The sequence below is a fragment of the Pseudomonas sp. F(2018) genome, from assembly GCF_005508865.1.
Taxonomy (GTDB): domain Bacteria; phylum Pseudomonadota; class Gammaproteobacteria; order Pseudomonadales; family Pseudomonadaceae; genus Aquipseudomonas.
In genome coordinates this window covers 656130-675061 of the sequence record NZ_SCOM01000001.1, presented here as the reverse complement: position 1 = coordinate 675061, position 18932 = coordinate 656130, and the positions used below count along the sequence as shown (strand labels likewise).

Below are 18932 nucleotides of genomic sequence, written 5' to 3'. Positions count from 1 at the left end.
GCATGTTCCAGCGACAAACCCTCAATACCGGCGCCGCCCTGCTCGGCGCCCTCCTCCTCGGCGGCTGCGCCAACCAGCTGCCGCAGCGCAGCGAGCACGAGGAGCGCTTCGAGCGCCGCCTGCTCGACCACAGCCTGCAGATCGATGTAGGCGAGCCACGGGTGCTGGAGCTGCCGCAGCGCCGGGTACGCATCCACGAGCAGAAGACCTTCGAAGTCACCGAATTCGAGGTCACCCGCCGCTACGACCGCTACACCCCCTATCAGCCCTGGCGCGAGCTGTACGAGGTGCCGCTGGGCGCGGTGGCGGTGGTCGCTGGCGTCGGCGCCAACGTGGTCAACGTGATCGCGCTCGGCCGCCTGCCGGACAGCATGACCAAGGACTGGATCAGCTACGGCGTGGCCGGTCTCAACCCGGCGATGAACGTCGAGTCCAACGGTCGCTCCCAGCAGAACCTGGCGGCCATCGAGGAAAAGCAGCACGACAAGCGCATGGAGTATTCCAGCCTGCCCTGGGCGGAACGCCCGGTGCTGGTCAAGGCCGGTCGCGAGACCCACGAGCTGACCAGCGACCGCAGCGGCGTGTTGCGCCTGAACCTGCTCGACGGCCCCTTTGCCGAGCATGACGCCAGCCAGGTCGGCACCCTGCTGCTGAGCGTGGAAGACCCACAGGACGGCGCTCGCGCCGAGGCCACCCTGCTGGTCAGCCGCAACCTGCGCGGCAAGCTGCGCGAAGCCCACGCCCTGATCTACGACGACCTGGAAGATGACGAAGTCAGCCACTGGGTGCACCGGGTCAAGCGCCTGTCCGACCTGGGTCTGGAAGAGGAAGCCAGCGAGCTGGAGCAGAGCCTGATCGAGCTGACCCGCAACGACCCGGAACTGCAGCAGGAATTCCTCAAGGCGCTGATGAAGGACGCCGGTCGCCTCGCCGCCGACCCGGGCGAAGACTGATCAGCGCCTGACGACGAAGCCGGTGATGCCCTGCACCGGCTGCTGCTCCAACTCCAGCGCATCCACCCGCGCCGCCTGCGGGCCGTGCCCGAGCCAGGTTTCCAGCTCGCGCACCGCAGACTCCTCCCCCTCGACCAGCACCTCGACCCTGCCATCGGCCAGGTTGCGCACCCAGCCATTCAGGTCGAGGCGTTCGGCCTCCTCCTGAGTGTGCTGACGAAAACTCACACCCTGCACCTTGCCGCTGACAAAACCGTGTAAGCAGATCTGCATTCCGTTACTCCTCGGCCTGCCAGTGGGCCAGCCGCGCCTGCAGGCCGGCAGCGGTCTGTTCGCCGACCAGTCGCTCGCGCAGCCTGCCTTCGGCATCGATGATATAGGTGACCGGCAACACGTCGTTGCGCGGCAGTTCCAGGCGCGACGCGGGGTCCTGCGCCAGCACGGTGAAACGGATAGCGAAGGCCTCGGCGGCCTTGCTCAGCGCCTCGCCCTGCAGGGCATCGAAGTTGACGCCGAGCACCTGGGCGCCCTTGTTGCGCAGCCCGTCGTTGAGCTTGTTCAGCTCCGGAATCTCGGTGCGGCAGGGCTTGCACCACTCGGCCCAGTAATTGATCACCAACCACTGGCCTTCCAGTTGTTCAGCCGGTACCTTTCGTCCATGCTGATCGACGCCCCAGTCCTCGGCGCAGCCGGCCAGAAGAAGCCCGGCAATGACACCTATCACCATCTGGAGTGGCCTTCCCATGCATTCGCTCCTCGTGCACGCGGGGTTGATATGACGCTGGATGCTCTGCACCTGGAAGTGCCGGACATCCTCGCAGAGGATGCCACGCCACTCGCCGACCTCATGTCCGAGCTCGCCGGCGCACGCCAGCAGTCCCGCGAGGATGGCCTGCAGCAAGTGCTGAGCCTGCTGTTCCGTCTCAATCGCTGCGCCATGACCTTACTGGAAAGGCAGCGGGCCCTGCAAAGCTTCTGCGAAGAGTACCGCCACTACTGCCAACCGCTGCGCGACGGCGCCATGCCCAGCGCGCTGTTCGTACACCTGTGCGACGAACTGGCTGCCGGCTTCAAGCGTCTGTTGCTGCAGATACTCCAGGGGCGCCAGCCCTCGCGGCCGCACCTGGCCTGGTGCCTATATATGGCCGAGCACTTCCTCGCCCAGAGCCTGCTGCGCCATTACCAGCTGTACCAGGAACCGCCGGCCTCGCTGTGGAGCGACAGCCACCTGCTGTACTGGATCGGCGAACACCAGGGCTGCCTCGACGAACACGTCGCCGCGCCGTTCCAGCCCACCCCGGCCGGATCGTTGCGCGGCCTGCACCAACAGATGCTGGTGCTGGCCCTGAGCAATCCCTTCCACCTGGCCGAAGGTGAATGCGCTGCGCTGTTCGGTGCCCTAACGCCCCTGGCCGACCTCGCTCGCCTGCTGCCCTGGGACGAGGACGAAGAAGGCGAAGGCCCGCTGATCGACCTCAGCCAGGCCCAGCCGTGCCTGCCCTACGACGCCGAAGTGCGAGGCGCGCCCGAATATCTGCGCCGCCTGGAACTCGGCGCCCTGCTGGTCGCCCTGCATGAGCCGGCACCGCTGCAGAGCCCGCGCGAGCGCGAGTTGCTGGAGCGGGTGCGGCAGAACTGGCTCGGCCGTCAACAACGCCGCCATCCGCGCGCCGATTTCAGCGCCGATTGCAGCCTGGTGATCGGCCTGCCAGCCATCCACGCCCAACTGCTGGAAAAGCGCCCCACCAGCTGCGCCGCACAGATGCTCGACGCCAGCCCCGGCGGTGCGCGCCTGCTCTGCCATGCCGACCAGGCCGTGCAGTTGCCGGTCGGGCAACTGGCCCTGGTGCTGACCCACAGCGGCACGCCGACCCTGGCCCTGGTGCGCTGGCGCCACCTCAATCAGGAAGGCCTGCATCTCGGGCTGCGCTATCTCAAGGGCTTGCCGCGCCCGGTCTGGCTGCGCCGCGCACCCAGCGCCCAGACCCACCCCGGCGTGCTGCAGAGCACTCCCGAACCCGGCGCCGGCTGGCACCACGGCCTGTGGTTGCCCTGCGGGCAGTTCGTCGAGGGCGAGAACGTCTGGCTGCAACTGGCCAACGTCAACAACCAGGCCGTGCTGCCGCTGCCCGCAGCCAATCTCAGCACTCCCACGGTGATTCGCCACCCCCTGCGCCTGGCCTGATCCTTCAGCCAGGTTCTGCGACGAAAGTCTCAGCCGGCGGAGCCTCAGTGCACAGTTTCGCCGGGGACCCCACGCCTATAATCCGCCCATTCCTATACCAACGAGTTCTGCCGGAGCCCTCCCATGTCCCAAGCCAACGACAAGCTGATCGGCCCAGTCCCTGCCAGCATCGTCAATAGCGCACGCCTTAGCGTTACGCCCTATGAGGGCCGGGTCGGGGAGTTCAACGTGGCGGTGTGGCTGCATCTGCCGGGGCTGGCCAACCTGCCGGTGTCGCTGATGGTGCGCTACCGTGACGGCAGCCAGGTGCGCGAAGTGGCGGTGGATCATGGCAAGGTAAACGGGCACAACAAGGTCATGCTATCCGGCATCGCCCGCCTGCCGATGAAACAGAAGATCGAGGACATGCAGGTGCGCCTGCGCTCGGCGGTACCGGCGCAGACGCTGATCGTCGAGGAACTGTTCGTGCAAGCCGTGGAGATGCTGGACGCCGCTTCCCGCCAGGCGCTGGCCTGACACTTCCGGCTCTTTCCCACCCCCGCCTCGGCGGGGGTTTTGTTTTTTAGGGGACTCAGAAAACCCCGAAGCGCACCACGCTGCTGGGCTTCGGCGGCTCGGCCTCTTCCGCTGCCTGGCGGGCCAGTGCCGCCAGCGACTCGGGCCAGCGCGAGAAGCGCAGGCCGGTGATACGGTTGAGCCTCTCCAGCGCCTCCTCCGAGTCCCGCGGCTGCAACGGCACTATCTTGTTCTTGCTACTGCTCATTCACTCGACTTCCCTGAGTCATTCAGGCCGCTAGCAGTGTGCCAGCATATAGCTGGGTAGTTGCCAGAAGCGTGCCAGCCTTCCTGGGCCGGTGGTTTCTGCGCCTCAGCGCACCTGCAGTCTCATGCGACAGACTGCACCTCGCCTTAAACTGACTTTTTTCGTCACTTCTGGCAAGCCTATTCCTTGGCACGCAGCCACTGCGCGAGGCTGCCATCGAACAGCGCCGCCTGCTGCTCATGCAGTTGCGCCAATACCTGGCGCAACGCCGGATACCAGGCCTCGTCCAGTTGTTCCGGCAACTGCCCCGGACGCGGCAGCGGCCAGGGGCTATGACCGAGCAGGCGATGCAGGCTGTAATGCTCCAAATCGCGACACAGCACCCAGCCCCCGCCGCTGGTGCGACAGATCAGCTGTTCGCGCTCGAGGAAGTCGAGTACTTCCTCCCACTCGTCCTCCGGCAGCAACCAGCCTTCGCGCTGCACATCGAGGTGGCGCACCGGCCGACCACGCTGCTGACGATCGTGGAATACCCGCAGCACACCGAGCAGCACCAGCAGGCGCGGCAACGCACGACGCCGCCAGATGCGCGACGACGACAGGTTGCATACCAGCTCGGCGCCGAACAGCACGATCAGCCAGGACAGATAGACCCACAGCAGGAACAACGGCACCGTGGCGAAGGCCCCGTAGATCAGCTGATAACCCGGGAACAGGCTGACGAACAGGCCGAAGATGCCCTTGGCTATTTCCACCAGCACGGCAGCAAACAGCCCACCGGTCAGCGCATGCGCCAGCGGCACGCGGGCATTGGGCACCGCCGAATAGATCAGGGTGAAAGCCGCCGTGCTGAACAGCAGTGGCGCGAAGCCCAGCAGGGTCTTGGCGCCGATCAGCGCATCCGGCCCGGACAGCAGCGACAACGAGGCGATGTAGGTGGTCACGGCGAAACCGGCGCCCAGCAGCAGCGGCCCCAGACTGAGGATCGCCCAGTACAACAGGAAGCTGGAGATACCGCGACGCGGCTGGCGCACCCGCCAGATCGCGTTGAAGGTTTTCTCGATGGTCACCAGCATGAAGAACGCGGTGACCGCCAACAGCGCCACACCGACCCAGGTCAGGTGACGTGCCTGGGTAGTGAATTCGCGCAGGTACTGCTGCACCGTCTCGCCGGACGATGGCACGAAGTTGTGAAAGATGAAACTCTGGATCTGCTCGCCGGTATCCTGAAACGCCGGCACGGCGGAGAGCGTGGCGAAGGTCACGGTCATCACCGGCACCACGGCGAACAGCGTGGTGTAGGTCAGCGCGGCGGCGCTGTTGATGGCGCGGTCGGCGAGGAAACGCTGCAACAGGAAACGCCAGAACTCCACCACATCATCCAGCCGCTGTCGCATGCCCACTCCTTAGAACCCGTTTCGTGCTCGACGCGGCTAGAATAGCGCCCTCATTCGCCAATGGGCACCCGCCATGACCGATCTGACCCTCTACCACAACCCGCGCTGCTCCAAGTCCCGCGGTGCGCTGGAGCTGCTCGAAGCCCGCGGCCTGGCGCCGAATGTGGTGCGCTATCTGGAAACGCCGCCCAGCGCCGCCGAACTGCGCGAGCTGTTGAGCAAGCTGGGCATCGGCGCCCGCGCGCTGCTGCGCAGTGGCGAGGATGAATACAAGGAGCTCGGCCTGGCCGATGCCAGCCTCAGCGATGAGCAACTGATCGCCGCCATGGCCGCCCATCCCAAGCTGATCGAGCGGCCGATCCTGGTCGCCGGCAAGCGCGCCGTGATCGGTCGCCCGCCGGAGAAGGTGCTGGAGCTGCTGGCATGAGTTCGCCCTACATCCTGGTGCTCTACTACAGCCGCCACGGCGCCACCGCCGAGATGGCCCGGCAGATTGCCCGCGGCGTCGAACTGGGCGGCCTGGAGGCGCGCCTGCGCACGGTGCCGGCGGTGTCCAGCGAATGCGAGGCCGTGGCCCCGGCCATCCCCGACGAAGGCGCCCTGTACGTCAGCATCGACGACCTCAAGCATTGCGCCGGATTGGCGTTGGGCAGCCCGACCCGCTTCGGCAACATGGCCGCGCCACTGAAATACTTCATCGACGGCACCAGCGCCCTGTGGCTGACCGGCGAACTGGTCGGCAAACCGGCCGGCGTATTCACTTCCACCTCCAGCCTGCACGGCGGCCAGGAAAGCACCCTGCTGTCGATGATGCTGCCGCTGCTGCACCACGGCATGCTGGTCTGCGGACTGCCGTACAGCGAAGGCGCCCTGCTCGACACCCGCGGCGGCGGCACGCCTTATGGCCCCAGCCATCATGCCGGCGCCGATGGCAAACGTAACCTCGACGAACACGAAATCACTCTGTGCCGCGCCCTCGGCCAGCGCCTGGCGAACACCGCCGCAAAACTGGAGACCACCCGTGGCTAGAACGCCCAAGCCCCTGCCCAGCCTCGACTGGCTGGCCCCACGCCTGAAGCTCAGCCGCGCCCTCAGCCTGTTCAGCTTCGCCGCCCTGCTCGTCCTGTTGCTGGTGTGGAACCTGGCCTTCGCCGATCTCCATGGCGCACGCACCTGGGTGGTGTTGAGCATCCAGCTGCTGCCATTGCTGCTGCTCGCCCCCGGCCTGCTACTGGGCAACGCCCGCGCCCACGCCTGGGCCTGCTTCGTGGTGAATATCTATTTCATCCAGGGCGTATTGGCCACCATCGACCCGAACCGCGCCCTGTTCGGCGCCTTGGAGACGGTGATCAGCCTGCTCCTGTTCTGCAGCGCCCTGCTCTACGTCCGCTGGAAGTTCCAGCACGACCGCAAGCTGGCGGGCGAAAGCTGATGCGTCTGGTGCTGCTGCCGGGCCTCAACGGCAGCAGCAGCCTGTTCGCGCCACTGCTAACGCAGCTCGAGGATTTGCCCTGTTCAGTACTGGAACTTCCGCCTCAGGGACCGCAGGACCATGACAGCCTGGCCAGCGTCCTGATCGAGCAGTTGGGGGAGACGCCTTTCGCCCTGCTCGGCGAGTCCTTCTCCGGCCCGCTGGCCTTTCGCCTGGCACTGCGCAGACCGAGCGCCCTGAAAGGCCTGATCCTCGCGGCCAGTTTTCTCAGCCCGCCTCATCCGCTACTGTCGTTGGCCTGCCGCCTGCCAATAGCACGAAGCTTGCCGGCACCAGCCTGGCTTCTACGATGGTTCTGCATCGAGGACGCCGATACGAAGGTGCTGCAGCTGCTACAAAATGAGATCCGCCATCTGTCGCCGCAACTGGTTCGGCAGCGACTACAGGCTCTCGCGCAACTGCGCTGCCCGGAAGAAAATCTGGCGTTGCCGACATTACACCTGTGGCCAACGCGCGACAGATTGGTGAGCCATTTGGCAACAGCCAGCATTGGCAGGCACTGCTGTAATCTTCAACAGGCCAGGATAGAAGGGCCTCATTTCCTGCTGCAAAGCCAACCACAGGCCTGCGCCCAGGTAATCCGGCAGTTCATCACTGGGCTAAGCGAAACAGCCTGATTACCAGCCCAGGGTTTCCTTGAGGAAGGGAATGGTCAGCTTGCGCTGGGCCTGCAGAGAGGCCTGGTCGAGGCGTTCCAGCAGCTCGAACAGCGCGCTCATGCTGCGTTCGCCGCGAGTGAGGATGAAGCGACCGACCTCGTCGGTGAGGTGCAGGCCACGGCGCGAGGCCCGCAGCTGCAGGGCGCGCAGCTTGTCTTCGTCGGAAAGCGAATGCAGCTGGAATACCAGCGCCAGGGTGAGGCGCGACTGCAGGTCAGGCAACTGGATCGGCAGTTCACGTGGCGACACAGTGGCCGCCAGCAGCAGGCGCCGACCGGAGTCGCGCAGGCGATTGAACAGGTGGAACAGCGCCTCTTCCCAGTCCACCCGCCCCGCCACGGCATCGAGATCGTCCAGGCACACCAGTTCGGCCTGATCCAGGCCATCCAGCAACTCCGGACCGTAATCTGCCACTTCAGCCAACGGCAGGTACACGGCTTGCTCGCCACGCTGCTCGAAACGCAGGCAGGCCGCCTGCAGCAGGTGACTGCGCCCCACACCTTCGCCACCCCACAGGTAGATCAGGCTCTCGGTCCAGCCGGCGTCGGCCTCGCACAGGCGCTCGACATAGCCGAGCGCCGCCGCGTTGGCGCCGGGGTAGTAGTTGGCAAAGGTGGCGTCGTCACGCAGACGCACGCCGAGGGGCAGCTGGACAGGTTTCATGCGCTGGACGGCGGTTCTTGCGAATCGCCGGAAGACTCTCCGTAAAGTGCGGAAAGTTTATAGAAATCATGCGCATGGCGCAGCAAAACCATGATCACGGCGGCCACCGGCAGAGCCAGGAGCACACCAGTGAAGCCGAACAGCTGGCCACCAGCGAGGATGGCGAAGATCACCGCGACCGGGTGCAGGCCGATGCGGTCGCCGACCAGCATGGGGGTCAACACCATGCCTTCGAGCAATTGGCCGATGCTGAAGACCACGGCGATGCCGATCAGCGGGTACAGCTCGAAGCCGGCGTACTGGAACAGCGCGGCCACCACGGCGGCGCCGAAACCGACGACAAAGCCCATGTACGGCACGATGCTGGCCAGGCCGGCGAGCAGGCCGATCAGCAAGCCCAGTTCCAGGCCGACGACCATCAGGCCGACCGAGTAAATGGCAGCCAGGGCCAGCATCACCAGCAACTGGCCGCGCATGAAGGCGCCGAGCACCTCGTGGCATTCACCGACCAGGCGCACCACCAGGCCCTCGCGCGCCCTCGGCAACAGGTTCTGCAGCTTGGCCACCATCAGGTCCCAGTCGCGCAGCAGGTAGAAGGCCACCACCGGGATCAGGAACAGGTTGCCCAGCCAACCGAGCAGCGCCAGGCTCGAGGCGGTGGCCTGAGCCAGCAGACCGCCGACGATGTCAGTGGTCTTGCCCATATGTCCGGACAGCGCCTGCTTGACCTGCTCGAAGCGCCAGAAGCCCTCGGCCAGACCGAGCTGTGTCTGCACCCAGGGCAGAGCCTGGTGCTGGGCCCAATCGAGGCCCTGCGGCGCCAGCTCGTAGAGACGCACCAACTGGCGACCGAGCATGGGAATCAGCACCAGCAGCATGATCAACAGCAGCAGGCTGAACAGGCTGAAGACGATGACCACGCCCCAGGTGCGCGACAGACCGCGTTTCTCCAGGCGGTCCACCAGCGGATCGCCCATGTAGGCCAGCAGCATGGCCACCAGGAAGGGCGACAGGATCGGGGTGAGCAAATAGATCAGCCAGCCACACAGGAACAATCCGGCCAGCCACAGCCAGCGCCGCGAATCGGTCATCTCAGGCACTCCGCCTCTAGTGATGAAACTTGCACGCCCGCATGCCGGGCGGCGCACATGTCAGTCCTTGAACGACGAACCGCCGGCTTACCAGCGGAAGCGCATAAGATTGGCCGGTGCCGGAACGGGCGCAGCCTGGGGGTCGTTGCTGGCATCCAGCGGCGCGGCGTCCGCCGGCACTTCCTGCAGGCCAGCCAGGCCCAGCTGGGCGCGCAGCTGTTCGGCGCTGGCGTTGACCTGCCAGACTATCTGATCGCCCTTGACCCGCATCAGACGCGCGGCGAAGGGTTCGAGCAGGCGTTCCAGCTCGGCATAGCGACCCAGGTTGGCACCCTGGATCTCCAGGGTCAGGGCGCTGGCGGCGCCCGGCTTGACCAGAAAACGCGGCGCCAGGCGCTCGCTCACGGCCAGCAACACAGCATCAGCCAGCGCCTTCTGATCGGCGCCCTGGGCCTTGCCCTGCTCGCGCGCGTCGCCCAGCCACAGGCGCCACTCGGCCAGCCACTGACCGCCGTCCTCGCGAGCCTGCACGGCCAGCAGGGCATCGGCGCCGTAACGCTCGGAGGCCGGCTGCAGGGCATCTGGCTGGCTGGCCGCGAGGTTTTCCGGGGTGGCGACCAGTTGTTCCTGCAGATCGGCCAGCGGCAGGCGCAGCGGCAGACCACGGTGTTGGGCGGCCTGTTGCAGTGGCGCAGCGGCTTCCTGGCCATCGCCGACCAGGCTGGCACCTTCGGCACCAGTGTTCAGCCACCAGGTCAAGATGGCCGGACGATTGGCACCCCACAGCGCCAGGCCGGCCTGGCGCAGTTTGTTTTCGGTGGTCAGCGGGTCGAAATCCACCACCAGGGTCTCGCCCTCGTACACATATTGGCTGACCAGCTGCTGCGGATCCTGGCGCACGCCTTCCAGCGCCGGGCTCTGCACGGCCTTGGCGTCGCCGGTCAGGCGCAGCACCAGGGTCTCCAAAGCGCGACTGAGGGCGGCCGTGCGCTCCTCCGGCTGCTGGCTGGTGACTGGCTCGCGCACCTGATAGAGGCCGCTGACCGTCTCGGCCAGGGCCGGCAGGCTGAGCAGCGAAAGACAAAGTGCAAACAGGCGGGCGGACAGGCGCATCGATAGGGTCTCGGTTCGAAGGGACGCGCCTGTGCGGCGCGCGGAGGGCTATACCTTAAACAGCCGCCTGTCCCCCGGCAACCGTCGCGCCAGGTGGCCGCTGACGGGCAAGCCTGATAAAATCGCGCGCCTTCGCGGACCGGCCCGTGCCAACGCCGGTCGCCCACAGCATTTCCCCTTCTAAAGGCCTGAACCCATGAGCAAGCAACCCTCCATCAGCTACAAGGATGCAGGTGTCGACATCGACGCCGGCGAAGCCCTGGTCGAGCGCATCAAAGGCGTGGCCAAGCGCACCGCGCGTCCGGAAGTCATGGGTGGCCTGGGTGGTTTCGGCGCCCTCTGCGAAATTCCCGCCGGCTACAAGCAGCCGGTACTGGTGTCCGGCACCGACGGCGTCGGCACCAAGCTGCGCCTGGCGCTGAACCTGAACAAGCACGACAGCATCGGCCAGGACCTGGTCGCCATGTGTGTCAACGACCTGGTGGTGTGCGGCGCCGAGCCGCTGTTCTTCCTCGACTACTATGCCACCGGCAAGCTCAACGTCGACGTGGCCGCCACCGTGGTCACCGGCATCGGCGCCGGTTGCGAGCTGGCCGGCTGCTCCCTGGTCGGTGGCGAGACCGCCGAGATGCCGGGCATGTACGAAGGCGAAGATTACGACCTGGCCGGCTTCTGCGTCGGCGTGGTGGAGAAGGCCGAGATCATCGACGGCTCGAAAGTGGTCACCGGCGACGCCCTGATCGCCCTGCCTTCCTCCGGCCCGCACTCTAACGGCTACTCGCTGATCCGCAAGATTCTCGAAGTGTCCGACACCGACATCGAAGCCACCGAGCTGAACGGCAGCAAGCTGGCCGACCTGCTGATGGCGCCGACCCGCATCTACGTCAAGCCGCTGCTCAAGCTGATCAAGGACACCGGCGCGGTCAAGGCCATGGCCCACATCACCGGCGGCGGCCTGCTCGACAACATCCCGCGCGTGCTGCCGCAAGGCGCCCAGGCGGTGATCGACGTGGCCAGCTGGAACCGCCCGGCCGTGTTCGACTTCCTGCAGGAAAAAGGCAACGTCGACGAGCACGAGATGCACCGCGTACTGAACTGCGGCGTCGGCATGGTCATCTGCGTCGCCCAGGATCAGGTCGAGGCTACCCTGGCCAGCCTGCGCGCCTCGGGTGAAACCCCGTGGGTGATCGGCCAGATCGCCCAGGCCGCCGAAGGTGCCGAGCTGGTCGTGCTGAACAACCTGAAAGCCCACTGATGGGCGACTGCAATGTCGTTGTGCTGATCTCGGGGTCCGGCAGCAATCTGCAGGCCCTGATCGACAGCATCGCCAATGACGGCAATCCGGCGCGCATCGCCGCGGTGATCTCCAACCGCGCCGATGCCTACGGCCTGGAGCGCGCCAGGCAGGCCGGCATCGCCACCCGCGTGCTGGACCACAAGCAGTTCGACGGCCGCGAGGCCTTCGACACCGCGCTGGTCGAGGCCATCGACGGCTTCGACCCGCAGTTGGTGGTGCTGGCCGGCTTTATGCGCATTCTCACCGGCAACTTCGTGCGTCACTACGAAGGCCGTTTACTGAACATCCATCCCTCGCTGCTGCCCAAGTACAAGGGCCTGCACACCCACCAGCGTGCGCTGGAGGCCGGTGACAGCGAGCATGGCTGCAGCGTGCACTTCGTCACCGAGGAACTCGATGGCGGGCCTCTGGTCGTACAGGCGGTGGTGCCGGTAGAGTCTGGCGATACGCCGGAAAGCCTGGCCCAGCGCGTGCATTCCCAGGAGCACCACATCTATCCTCTGGCGATGCGCTGGTTCGCCGAAGGCCGCCTGCGACTGGGCGCCAGCGGCGCACAACTGGACGGCAAGGACCTGCCGGCCACCGGACACCTGATCCGCACATAGGAGATTCCATGCCCCGCGTTCTGCTGATGCTGCTCGCCCTCCTGGCCCTGCCGGTGCAGGCCGCCCTGGAGCTCAAGCCCTTCTCCGCCAGCTACACCGCCGACTGGAAGCAGGTGCCGATCAGCGGCACCGCCAGCCGCAGCCTGGAGGCCCTGGACAACGGCCGCTGGGAGCTGAACTTCGAAGCCTCGATGCTGGTGGCCAGTCTCAACGAGACCAGCACCTTCCGCATGGAGAACGACGCCTTCCTGCCGCTGACCTACCGCTTCGACCGCAGCGGTCTGGGCAAGGCCAAGCAGATCGAGCTGGACTTCGACTGGACCGAGAAGCAGGTACTGGGCAACGATCGCGGAGAGCCCGTGCGCTTCCCGCTCAATCGCGGCATCCAGGACAAATCGACCTACCAGCTGGTACTGCAGCACGACGTGGCTGCCGGCAAGCAGAGCATGAGCTACCAGGTGGTCGACGGCGACGAGATCGAGACCTACGACTTCCGCGTACTCGGCGAGGAGCGCGTGCGCACCAAGGCCGGCCTGATCGACGCGATCAAGGTCGAGCGCGTGCGCGACCCCACCCAGAGCAGCCGCAAGACCGTGCTGTGGTTCGCCAAGGACTGGAACTACCTGCTGGTGCGCCTGCACCAGGTGGAGAAGGATGGCAAGGAATATCAGATCATGCTCAAGGACGGACAGGTCGACGGCCGCACCGTCGAGGGCATCGCCGAGTAATACTCGTGCACACGAAGAAGCCGGGCACTGCCCGGCTTTTTTCTGCCCGCACTCGGCCTAACCTGTATCCATTGCTCCAAGGGGAAAGCAGCATGAGCGACTACCAGCCGGTTTCCTGCAGCCTCTATGATCATCTCGAAGTGGCCTGCCTGCAGCACTATCGCCTGGCCATCGAGCTGCGCGACGGCACCCGCCTGGAGGCCGAGGCGATCACTACCGAGACCGATGCGCAGAAACAGGAATTCCTCGTGGTGCGCGACGCCCAGGGCTTGCACAGGTTGCGTCTGGATCGCCTGCTGGCGATCACGCCGCTGACCGCCAACGCCCGTTTCGGCCGAGTCGAACTGGGCCCGCGCTGCTGAATCAGCCCTGCCCTGCCGCCATCACCTGGTTGCGGCCGGCCTTCTTCGCCGCGTACAGCGCGTTGTCGACGCAGAGGATCAGGCTCTCGCTATCGCGCCCGTCGTCCGGATACAGGGCGTAGCCGGCAGAGAAGCTGAAGTGGCGTTGCGGCGCCACGTCCAGCGGCGCCAGTTCGCTGAAGTCCTGGCGCAGCTGCTCCACGCGCTGGGCCAGCGCCACCTGGCTGATGCGTGGCAGCACCAGCAGAAACTCCTCACCGCCCCAGCGACAGAGAATGTCGCCGGCCCGCGCATGGCCACGCAGCAGGTCGGCCAGGGCCAGCAGCACCTGATCGCCGGCCGAGTGGCCGTAGGTATCGTTGACCAGCTTGAAGTAGTCGGCGTCGATCAGCACCAGCCCCACGCCATAGCCTTCGCGTTCGGCGCGGGCGATCTCCAGCGGCAGGCTGGCGTAGAGATAGCGGCGGTTGTACAGGTTGGTCAGCGGGTCGCGCTCGGCGGCGAAACGCAGTTGATCCTGCAACTGCTGGTTTTCGCGCAGGCGCTCGGTCAGTGCCAGATTGCTCAGGCGCAGCGAGCGACTCAGGCGATAGAAGCGCCGCGCCACCCAGGCCGCCAGCAGCAGACCGACGAGGATCACCAGGCTGGCCCAGTTGAGCATGCGACTGCCCAGGGGCTGTGGCACCTGGTAGATCAGGCCGTCGACGCTCGCCCCCGGCGGCAACATGCCCAGCTCCTGGTACACCTCGGCGATGCTCTGCCAGCGCCCCTGGTGCTGGTAGCCCAGCTCGATCAGATCGGGAAATACCAGGCGGCGCATCTGCTCGGCCTCGAAACGCAGCTTGCCCTCGCTCAGCTCCGGGGCGTAGCGCTGGCGAATCAGCGCAATGCTGCCGTCGACATCGGCAAACGCCTCGCGCCAGCCGCGCAGGCTGGCGGCGCGAAAGGCCTCGACCAGTGCCGGATCGCCGCGCAACAGCCGCTCGCTGGCGAACAGCGCGTCGCCGTAGAAGTCGATGCCCGCCGCACGCGGCGTCAGCTCGATATAGTCGAGGCCCTGCTGCTGCAGCACATAGGCCTCGTCGGTGGAGTAGCCGGAAATCACATCGACCCGGCCCTCCAGTAGGGCCTGCAGCTGGTTGTCCATCGGCGGCACGCGCACCAGGCTGTCGCGGGCGATGCCCTCGTGCTGCAGGTAGGCGAACGGCTCTGCCTCGAAATCATGCAGCACCACGCGCTTGCCCGGCAGATCGTGCACGCTACCGATGCCGGCGGCGCGGCGGGCGAACAGCACGGCCGGGGAATGCTGGAAGATCACCGCCAGGCTCACCAGCGGGCGGCCCTGCACATGAGCCAGGACCAGCTCCGAGCCGGCGATGCCGAAGTCGGCGCGCTCGGCCTGCACCTCGTCCATGGCATCGACGCCCGGTCGCCAGGGCAGGATGCGCAGATCGATGCCGGCATCGCGGTAGTAACCGCGCTCCAGCGCCAGGTAATAGCCGGCGAACTGGAACTGGTGACGCCACTTCAGCTGCAGGCTGACCGGGCGCAGCTCCTCGGCCTGGGCCGGCAGCACCAGCGCCAGGCAGAGCAGCCAGATGCCGCTGAGGAGACAGCGGGAAAAGCTGCGGCGCGATGCAGGATGAATAGGGAACAAGGAGGCGTAACCTCGCGCGAGATCGCTCCTGTAGGTCTAGCAGAAGCGCAGCGGGAATGAAAAACGCCGCATTCCGGCGGAAGGCGGCGTCTGTTCAGGCGTGGCGAACGATCACCACATCAGATCGTCCGGCACCTGGTAGGCGGCGTACGGGTCGTCGGCGTCCGGCGCCTCGGTTTGGGTGTTGAGCAACAGCACGCGGGCCGGGTCGCGCTCCTGGATCTTCAGCGCCGCCTCGCGCGGGATCACCTCGTAGGCACCGCCGAGGCGGACGATGGCCAGCGAACCGCGGCTGAGCTTGTCGCGCATCAGGGCGTTGACCGACAGGCGCTTGACCTTCTTCTCATCAACGAAGTTGTAGTAGTCCTCGGTGGTCAGCTTGGGCAGGCGGCTGGTCTCGATCAGCTGCTTGATCTGCGCGGCGATGGCTTTCTGCTCGGCCTTCTCCTGCTGCTGACGATTCAGCTCCTGGTCCTTGGCGGCCTTCTCGGCCTTGGCCTGCAGGGCGGCCTGCTTCTGCGAGTCGTCCACCTCGACCTGGTTCTTCTTCTCCAGGCGTTGCTGCTTCTGCTTCTGCTTGCCGGCCTGTTTGGCCTGCTTTTCATTGACCAGGCCGGCTTTGAGCAGCTGGTCGCGGAGGGAAAGGCTCATGGGTACTCGCTCTTGATCGTCAGCAGCCCGGGGACTGCTTTTCCAGTTTCTTGGCTTCGCCCCACAGGGCGTCCAGCTCTTCCAGGCTGCAATTCTCGATGGGGCGATCGGCGTCGCGCAATGCCTGTTCGATGTAGTGGAAGCGCCGCTCGAACTTGTTGTTGGCCGCACGCAGGGCGGTCTCCGGATCGACCTTGAGGTGCCGCGCCAGGTTGACCGCAACGAACAGCAGGTCGCCGACCTCTTCGGCGATGGTCTCGGCGTCGTTTTCGCTCATGGCCTCCAGCACTTCGTCCAGCTCCTCGCGCAGCTTGTCCACCACCGGCAGCGCTTCCGGCCAGTCGAAACCAACCTGGGCCGCACGCTTCTGCAGTTTGGCCGCGCGGCTCAGGGCCGGCAGGGCCTGGGGCACATCGTCGAGTAGCGACAGTTGCTGCGGCACGGCGGCCTTCTCGGCGCGCTCCTCGGCCTTGATCTCTTCCCAGCGCCGCTTGATCGCCGCCTCTTCCAGGCGAGCCATGTCCGGCGCGCCGTACAGGTCGCCGTCGGGAAACACGTGGGGATGGCGACGCACCAGCTTGCGGGTGATGCCGTCCACCACTTGGGCGAACTCGAAGCGCCCCTCTTCCCTGGCCAGCTGGCTGTAGTAGACGACCTGGAACAGCAGGTCGCCCAGCTCGCCGGGCAGGTGGTCGAAGTCGCCGCGCTCGATGGCGTCGGCCACCTCGTAGGCTTCTTCGAGGGTGTAGGGGACGATGGTCGCGTAGCTCTGCTTGAGGTCCCAGGGGCAACCATGCTGCGGGTCGCGCAGGCGGGCCATCAGGTGCAGCAGGTCGTCGAGTTGGTACATGGGTTTACCTGGTTCTCGCGGGGTTCACCCGCCCTACTTAACAGGGTGTTGAGCGTCGCGAGCGAAGGGCTGGCTAGGCGAAGCGACCTCGGAAAAGCGGAGTTGGCTGTAGCCAATGAGCATTTTCCGAGGGTGCTTCAACAACGCCAGACCGAGCGCAGCAGCTCAACCGCCGCTGCGATTGCGCCGCGCCTCGATGATATTGGGCAGCTGACTGATCCGCGCCAGCAACCGGGCCAGGGCATCCAGGCCGGGAATCTCGATGGTCAGCAGCATGGAGGCGGTGTTGTCCTCCTTGTTCGAGCGGGTGTTCACCGCCAGCACGTTGATGCGGTCGTTGAGCAGCACCTGGGTCACGTCGCGCAGCAGACCGGAGCGGTCGTAGGCGCGGATGACGATGTCCACCGGATAGGTCTGCACCGGCACCGGGCCCCAGCTGACCTGGATGATCCGCTCCGGCTCGCGCCCGGCCAGCTGCAGCACCGAAGCGCAGTCCTGGCGGTGGATGCTGACACCGCGGCCGACGGTGATGTAGCCGACGATCGGGTCGCCCGGCAGCGGCTGGCAGCAGCCGGCCATCTGCGTCAGCAGGTTGCCGACACCCTCGATCTGGATGTCGCCGCGGCGACCCGGACGTGGCGAGGTCGCGCGCCGCGGGATCAACTCCAGCTGCTCGTTGCCGCGCTCCGGCTCCACCTGCTGCTGGGCCAGATTGACCGCGTGGGCCAGGCGCAGGTCGCCGGCGCCGAGGGCGGCGTACATGTCCTCGACCGTCTTAAGATTGCACTTCTCGGCCAGCTTGGCGAAGTCCACCGCCGACAGCGCCAGGCGCGACAGGTCGCGATCGAGCATGGCCTTGCCGGCGGCGACGTTCTGCTCGCGATCCTGCAGCTTGAACCAGTGGACGATCTTCGCCCGCGCCCGCGAGGTGGTGATGTAGCCCAGGTTGGGGTTGAGCCAGTCGCGGCTCGGCGCGCCCTGCTTGGAGGTGATGATCTCCACTTGTTCGCCGGTCTGCAGGCTATAGGTCAGCGGCACGATGCGCCCGTTGACCTTGGAGCCCCGGCAGTTGTGGCCGATCTGGGTGTGCACGCGGTAGGCGAAGTCCAGCGGCGTGGCGCCCTTGGGCAGGTCGATGGCGTGGCCGTCCGGGGTGAACACGTAGACCCGGTCCGGTTCGATGTCCACGCGCAGCTGCTCGGCCAGGCCGCCGATGTCGCCCAGCTCCTCGTGCCACTCGAGTACCTGGCGCAGCCAGGAGATCTTCTCCTCGTAGTGGTCGGAGTTGCCCTTGACGTCGGTGCCCTTGTACTTCCAGTGCGCACAGACGCCCAGCTCGGCCTCCTCGTGCATGGTCTGGGTGCGGATCTGCACCTCCAGCACCTTGCCGTCCGGGCCGATCACCGCCGTATGCAGGGAGCGGTAGCCGTTCTCCTTGGGGTTGGCGATGTAGTCGTCGAATTCCTTGGGGATGTGCCGCCACAGGCTGTGCACGATGCCCAGCGCGGTGTAGCAGTCGCGCACTTCCGGCACCAGCACGCGCACCGCACGCACGTCGTAGATCTGGCTGAACTGCAGGCCCTTGCGCTGCATCTTCCGCCAGATCGAATAGATGTGTTTGGCCCGGCCGCTGATGTCCGGCTTGATGCCGGTGGCGGTCAGCTCGTCACGCAGCTGCTGCATCACCTCGGCGATGTACTGCTCGCGGTCGAGACGGCGCTCGTGCAGCAGTTTGGCGATCTGCTTGTACTGCTCGGGCTCCAGGTAGCGGAAGGAGATGTCCTCCAGCTCCCACTTGATATGGCCGATGCCCAGGCGATGGGCCAGCGGTGCATAGATGTCGAACACCTCGCGGGCCACACGCAGGCGCTTCTCGTCATCGGCATGCTTGACCGCGCGAAGCGCGCAGGTGCGCTCGGCCAGCTTGATCAGGGCCACGCGCACGTCGTCGACCATGGCCACCAGCATCTTGCGCAGGTTCTCCACCTGGGCCTGGGAGCCGAGCACCAGGGAGTCACGCGGGTTGAGCGAGGCGCTGATGGCGGCCATGCGCAGCACGCCCTCGATCAGCTTGGCGACCACCGGGCCGAACTTGTCCTGCACCGCCTTGAGGCTGATCTTGCCCTCGCGCACGGCGCGGTAGATCACCGCGGCCACCAGGCTGTCCTGGTCCAGCTTGAGGTCGGCGAGGATCTCGGCGATCTCCAGGCCGGTCTGGAAGCTGGAGTTGCCTTCCGCCCACAGGTTCTGCGCGGCATTGGCCTGCTGTTCCACCTCGCGGGCGAACTCGCAGGCCGCCTTCAGGGCCGCGCGGTCCAGCGCCGGGTCGACGCTCAGCGTATGGTCCAGCCAGGCCTCGAGGTTGATGCTGCCGTCGAGGTTGATCGGCTGGTGTGCTCTCACCTGTACCATCTTCTGCCTTCCCTACGGCGGGTCGCAGCCCACCGGATTATCGCCGGCCTTCTG

At 66.2% G+C, this 18932-nt stretch carries 22 protein-coding genes; 11 read left to right on the top strand and 11 right to left on the bottom strand.

From position 1 onward, the window contains the following. Positions 1 to 2 precede the first annotated feature (2 nt). Positions 3 to 953 (top strand): hypothetical protein, encoded by a 951-nt coding sequence (locus FFS62_RS03305; protein ID WP_137971379.1) that lies wholly within the window; start codon positions 3 to 5, stop codon positions 951 to 953. Here the strand turns inward: FFS62_RS03305 and FFS62_RS03300 are convergent, their stop codons facing one another. Continuing rightward, positions 954 to 1226, bottom strand: a complete 273-nt coding sequence (locus FFS62_RS03300; RefSeq protein WP_137971378.1) for an acylphosphatase — start codon at positions 1224 to 1226, stop codon at positions 954 to 956. 4 nt (positions 1227 to 1230) lie between these two features. Beyond that, positions 1231 to 1698 (bottom strand): TlpA disulfide reductase family protein, encoded by a 468-nt coding sequence (locus FFS62_RS03295; RefSeq protein ID WP_137971377.1) that lies wholly within the window; start codon positions 1696 to 1698, stop codon positions 1231 to 1233. Positions 1699 to 1728: 30 nt separating this feature from the next. On the opposite strand from FFS62_RS03295, the gene FFS62_RS03290 reads away from it, so the two are divergent. Together FFS62_RS03290 and FFS62_RS03285 are read left to right on the top strand one after the other, a co-directional pair. Then, the gene (locus tag FFS62_RS03290) at positions 1729 to 3138 is read left to right on the top strand and encodes a PilZ domain-containing protein (protein ID WP_137971376.1); all 1410 of its coding nucleotides are present in this window, start codon (positions 1729 to 1731) and stop codon (positions 3136 to 3138) included. A gap of 123 nt (positions 3139 to 3261) precedes the next feature. Further along, on the top strand, positions 3262 to 3654 hold the full coding sequence (locus FFS62_RS03285; RefSeq protein ID WP_137971375.1) for a hypothetical protein: 393 nt from the start codon (positions 3262 to 3264) through the stop codon (positions 3652 to 3654). Between the two features lie 55 nt (positions 3655 to 3709). Here FFS62_RS03285 and FFS62_RS03280 read toward each other — a convergent pair whose 3' ends face one another. After that, positions 3710 to 3901, bottom strand: coding sequence for a hypothetical protein (locus tag FFS62_RS03280; RefSeq protein ID WP_137971374.1), 192 nt, complete (start codon positions 3899 to 3901; stop codon positions 3710 to 3712). A 179-nt stretch (positions 3902 to 4080) separates the two neighbouring features. Beyond that, positions 4081 to 5298 carry a YihY family inner membrane protein gene (locus FFS62_RS03275; protein WP_137971373.1) on the bottom strand — a complete coding sequence of 406 codons (1218 nt, stop codon included), beginning with the start codon at positions 5296 to 5298 and terminating at the stop codon, positions 4081 to 4083. 73 nt (positions 5299 to 5371) lie between these two features. Here FFS62_RS03275 and arsC point away from each other — a divergent pair, with 73 nt between their 5' ends. From arsC to FFS62_RS03255, 4 genes are read left to right on the top strand one after another with little or no spacing between them, the layout of a single operon-like run. After that, entirely contained in the window at positions 5372 to 5725 is a 354-nt protein-coding gene (gene arsC, locus FFS62_RS03270) for an arsenate reductase (glutaredoxin) (RefSeq protein ID WP_137971372.1), read from the top strand. Next, positions 5722 to 6327 carry an NAD(P)H:quinone oxidoreductase gene (gene wrbA / locus FFS62_RS03265; protein ID WP_137971371.1) on the top strand — a complete coding sequence of 202 codons (606 nt, stop codon included), beginning with the start codon at positions 5722 to 5724 and terminating at the stop codon, positions 6325 to 6327. The genes arsC and wrbA overlap by 4 nt, the downstream gene beginning before the upstream one ends. Then, complete coding sequence (locus FFS62_RS03260) at positions 6320 to 6730, top strand: DUF2069 domain-containing protein (RefSeq protein WP_137971370.1); 411 nt, start codon at positions 6320 to 6322, stop codon at positions 6728 to 6730. The genes wrbA and FFS62_RS03260 overlap by 8 nt, the downstream gene beginning before the upstream one ends. Next, positions 6730 to 7407, top strand: coding sequence for an alpha/beta fold hydrolase (locus FFS62_RS03255; protein ID WP_137971369.1), 678 nt, complete (start codon positions 6730 to 6732; stop codon positions 7405 to 7407). The genes FFS62_RS03260 and FFS62_RS03255 overlap by 1 nt, the downstream gene beginning before the upstream one ends. Here the strand turns inward: FFS62_RS03255 and hda are convergent, their stop codons facing one another. From hda to FFS62_RS03240, 3 genes are all read right to left on the bottom strand, one after another. Further along, positions 7408 to 8112, bottom strand: a complete 705-nt coding sequence (gene hda / locus FFS62_RS03250; RefSeq protein ID WP_137971368.1) for a DnaA regulatory inactivator Hda — start codon at positions 8110 to 8112, stop codon at positions 7408 to 7410. It lies immediately after the preceding gene. After that, entirely contained in the window at positions 8109 to 9203 is a 1095-nt protein-coding gene (locus tag FFS62_RS03245; protein WP_137971367.1) for an AI-2E family transporter, read from the bottom strand. Before FFS62_RS03245 ends, hda begins: the two co-directional genes overlap by 4 nt. An 87-nt stretch (positions 9204 to 9290) precedes the next feature. Next, on the bottom strand, positions 9291 to 10316 hold the full coding sequence (locus tag FFS62_RS03240) for a DUF2066 domain-containing protein (RefSeq protein ID WP_137971366.1): 1026 nt from the start codon (positions 10314 to 10316) through the stop codon (positions 9291 to 9293). 196 nt (positions 10317 to 10512) lie between these two features. Between FFS62_RS03240 and purM the strand changes: the two genes are divergently transcribed. The 4 genes from purM to FFS62_RS03220 all read left to right on the top strand — a co-directional run bounded on the left by purM (position 10513) and on the right by FFS62_RS03220 (position 13308). After that, positions 10513 to 11571 carry a phosphoribosylformylglycinamidine cyclo-ligase gene (purM, locus tag FFS62_RS03235; RefSeq protein ID WP_137971365.1) on the top strand — a complete coding sequence of 353 codons (1059 nt, stop codon included), beginning with the start codon at positions 10513 to 10515 and terminating at the stop codon, positions 11569 to 11571. Continuing rightward, positions 11571 to 12218: a phosphoribosylglycinamide formyltransferase gene (purN, locus tag FFS62_RS03230; protein WP_371920095.1), complete on the top strand. Its 648-nt coding sequence runs from the start codon at positions 11571 to 11573 to the stop codon at positions 12216 to 12218. Before purM ends, purN begins: the two co-directional genes overlap by 1 nt. Positions 12219 to 12226: 8 nt before the next feature. Further along, on the top strand, positions 12227 to 12946 hold the full coding sequence (locus FFS62_RS03225; RefSeq protein WP_137971364.1) for a DUF3108 domain-containing protein: 720 nt from the start codon (positions 12227 to 12229) through the stop codon (positions 12944 to 12946). Positions 12947 to 13038: 92 nt separating this feature from the next. Next, entirely contained in the window at positions 13039 to 13308 is a 270-nt protein-coding gene (locus FFS62_RS03220; RefSeq protein WP_137971363.1) for a Rho-binding antiterminator, read from the top strand. 1 nt (position 13309) lies between these two features. On the opposite strand, the gene FFS62_RS03215 is transcribed toward FFS62_RS03220, so the two are convergent. The 4 genes from FFS62_RS03215 to relA all read right to left on the bottom strand — a co-directional run bounded on the left by FFS62_RS03215 (position 13310) and on the right by relA (position 18878). Then, a complete protein-coding gene (locus tag FFS62_RS03215) occupies positions 13310 to 14965 on the bottom strand; it encodes a GGDEF domain-containing protein (protein ID WP_137971362.1) in 1656 nt (551 codons plus the stop codon). A gap of 111 nt (positions 14966 to 15076) precedes the next feature. Next, positions 15077 to 15616 carry a DUF2058 domain-containing protein gene (locus FFS62_RS03210; protein WP_137971361.1) on the bottom strand — a complete coding sequence of 180 codons (540 nt, stop codon included), beginning with the start codon at positions 15614 to 15616 and terminating at the stop codon, positions 15077 to 15079. A 19-nt stretch (positions 15617 to 15635) separates the two neighbouring features. After that, the gene (gene mazG / locus FFS62_RS03205) at positions 15636 to 16466 is read right to left on the bottom strand and encodes a nucleoside triphosphate pyrophosphohydrolase (RefSeq protein WP_137971360.1); all 831 of its coding nucleotides are present in this window, start codon (positions 16464 to 16466) and stop codon (positions 15636 to 15638) included. 165 nt (positions 16467 to 16631) lie between these two features. Next, positions 16632 to 18878, bottom strand: a complete 2247-nt coding sequence (relA, locus tag FFS62_RS03200) for a GTP diphosphokinase (RefSeq protein ID WP_137971359.1) — start codon at positions 18876 to 18878, stop codon at positions 16632 to 16634. Positions 18879 to 18932: the final 54 nt, after the last annotated feature.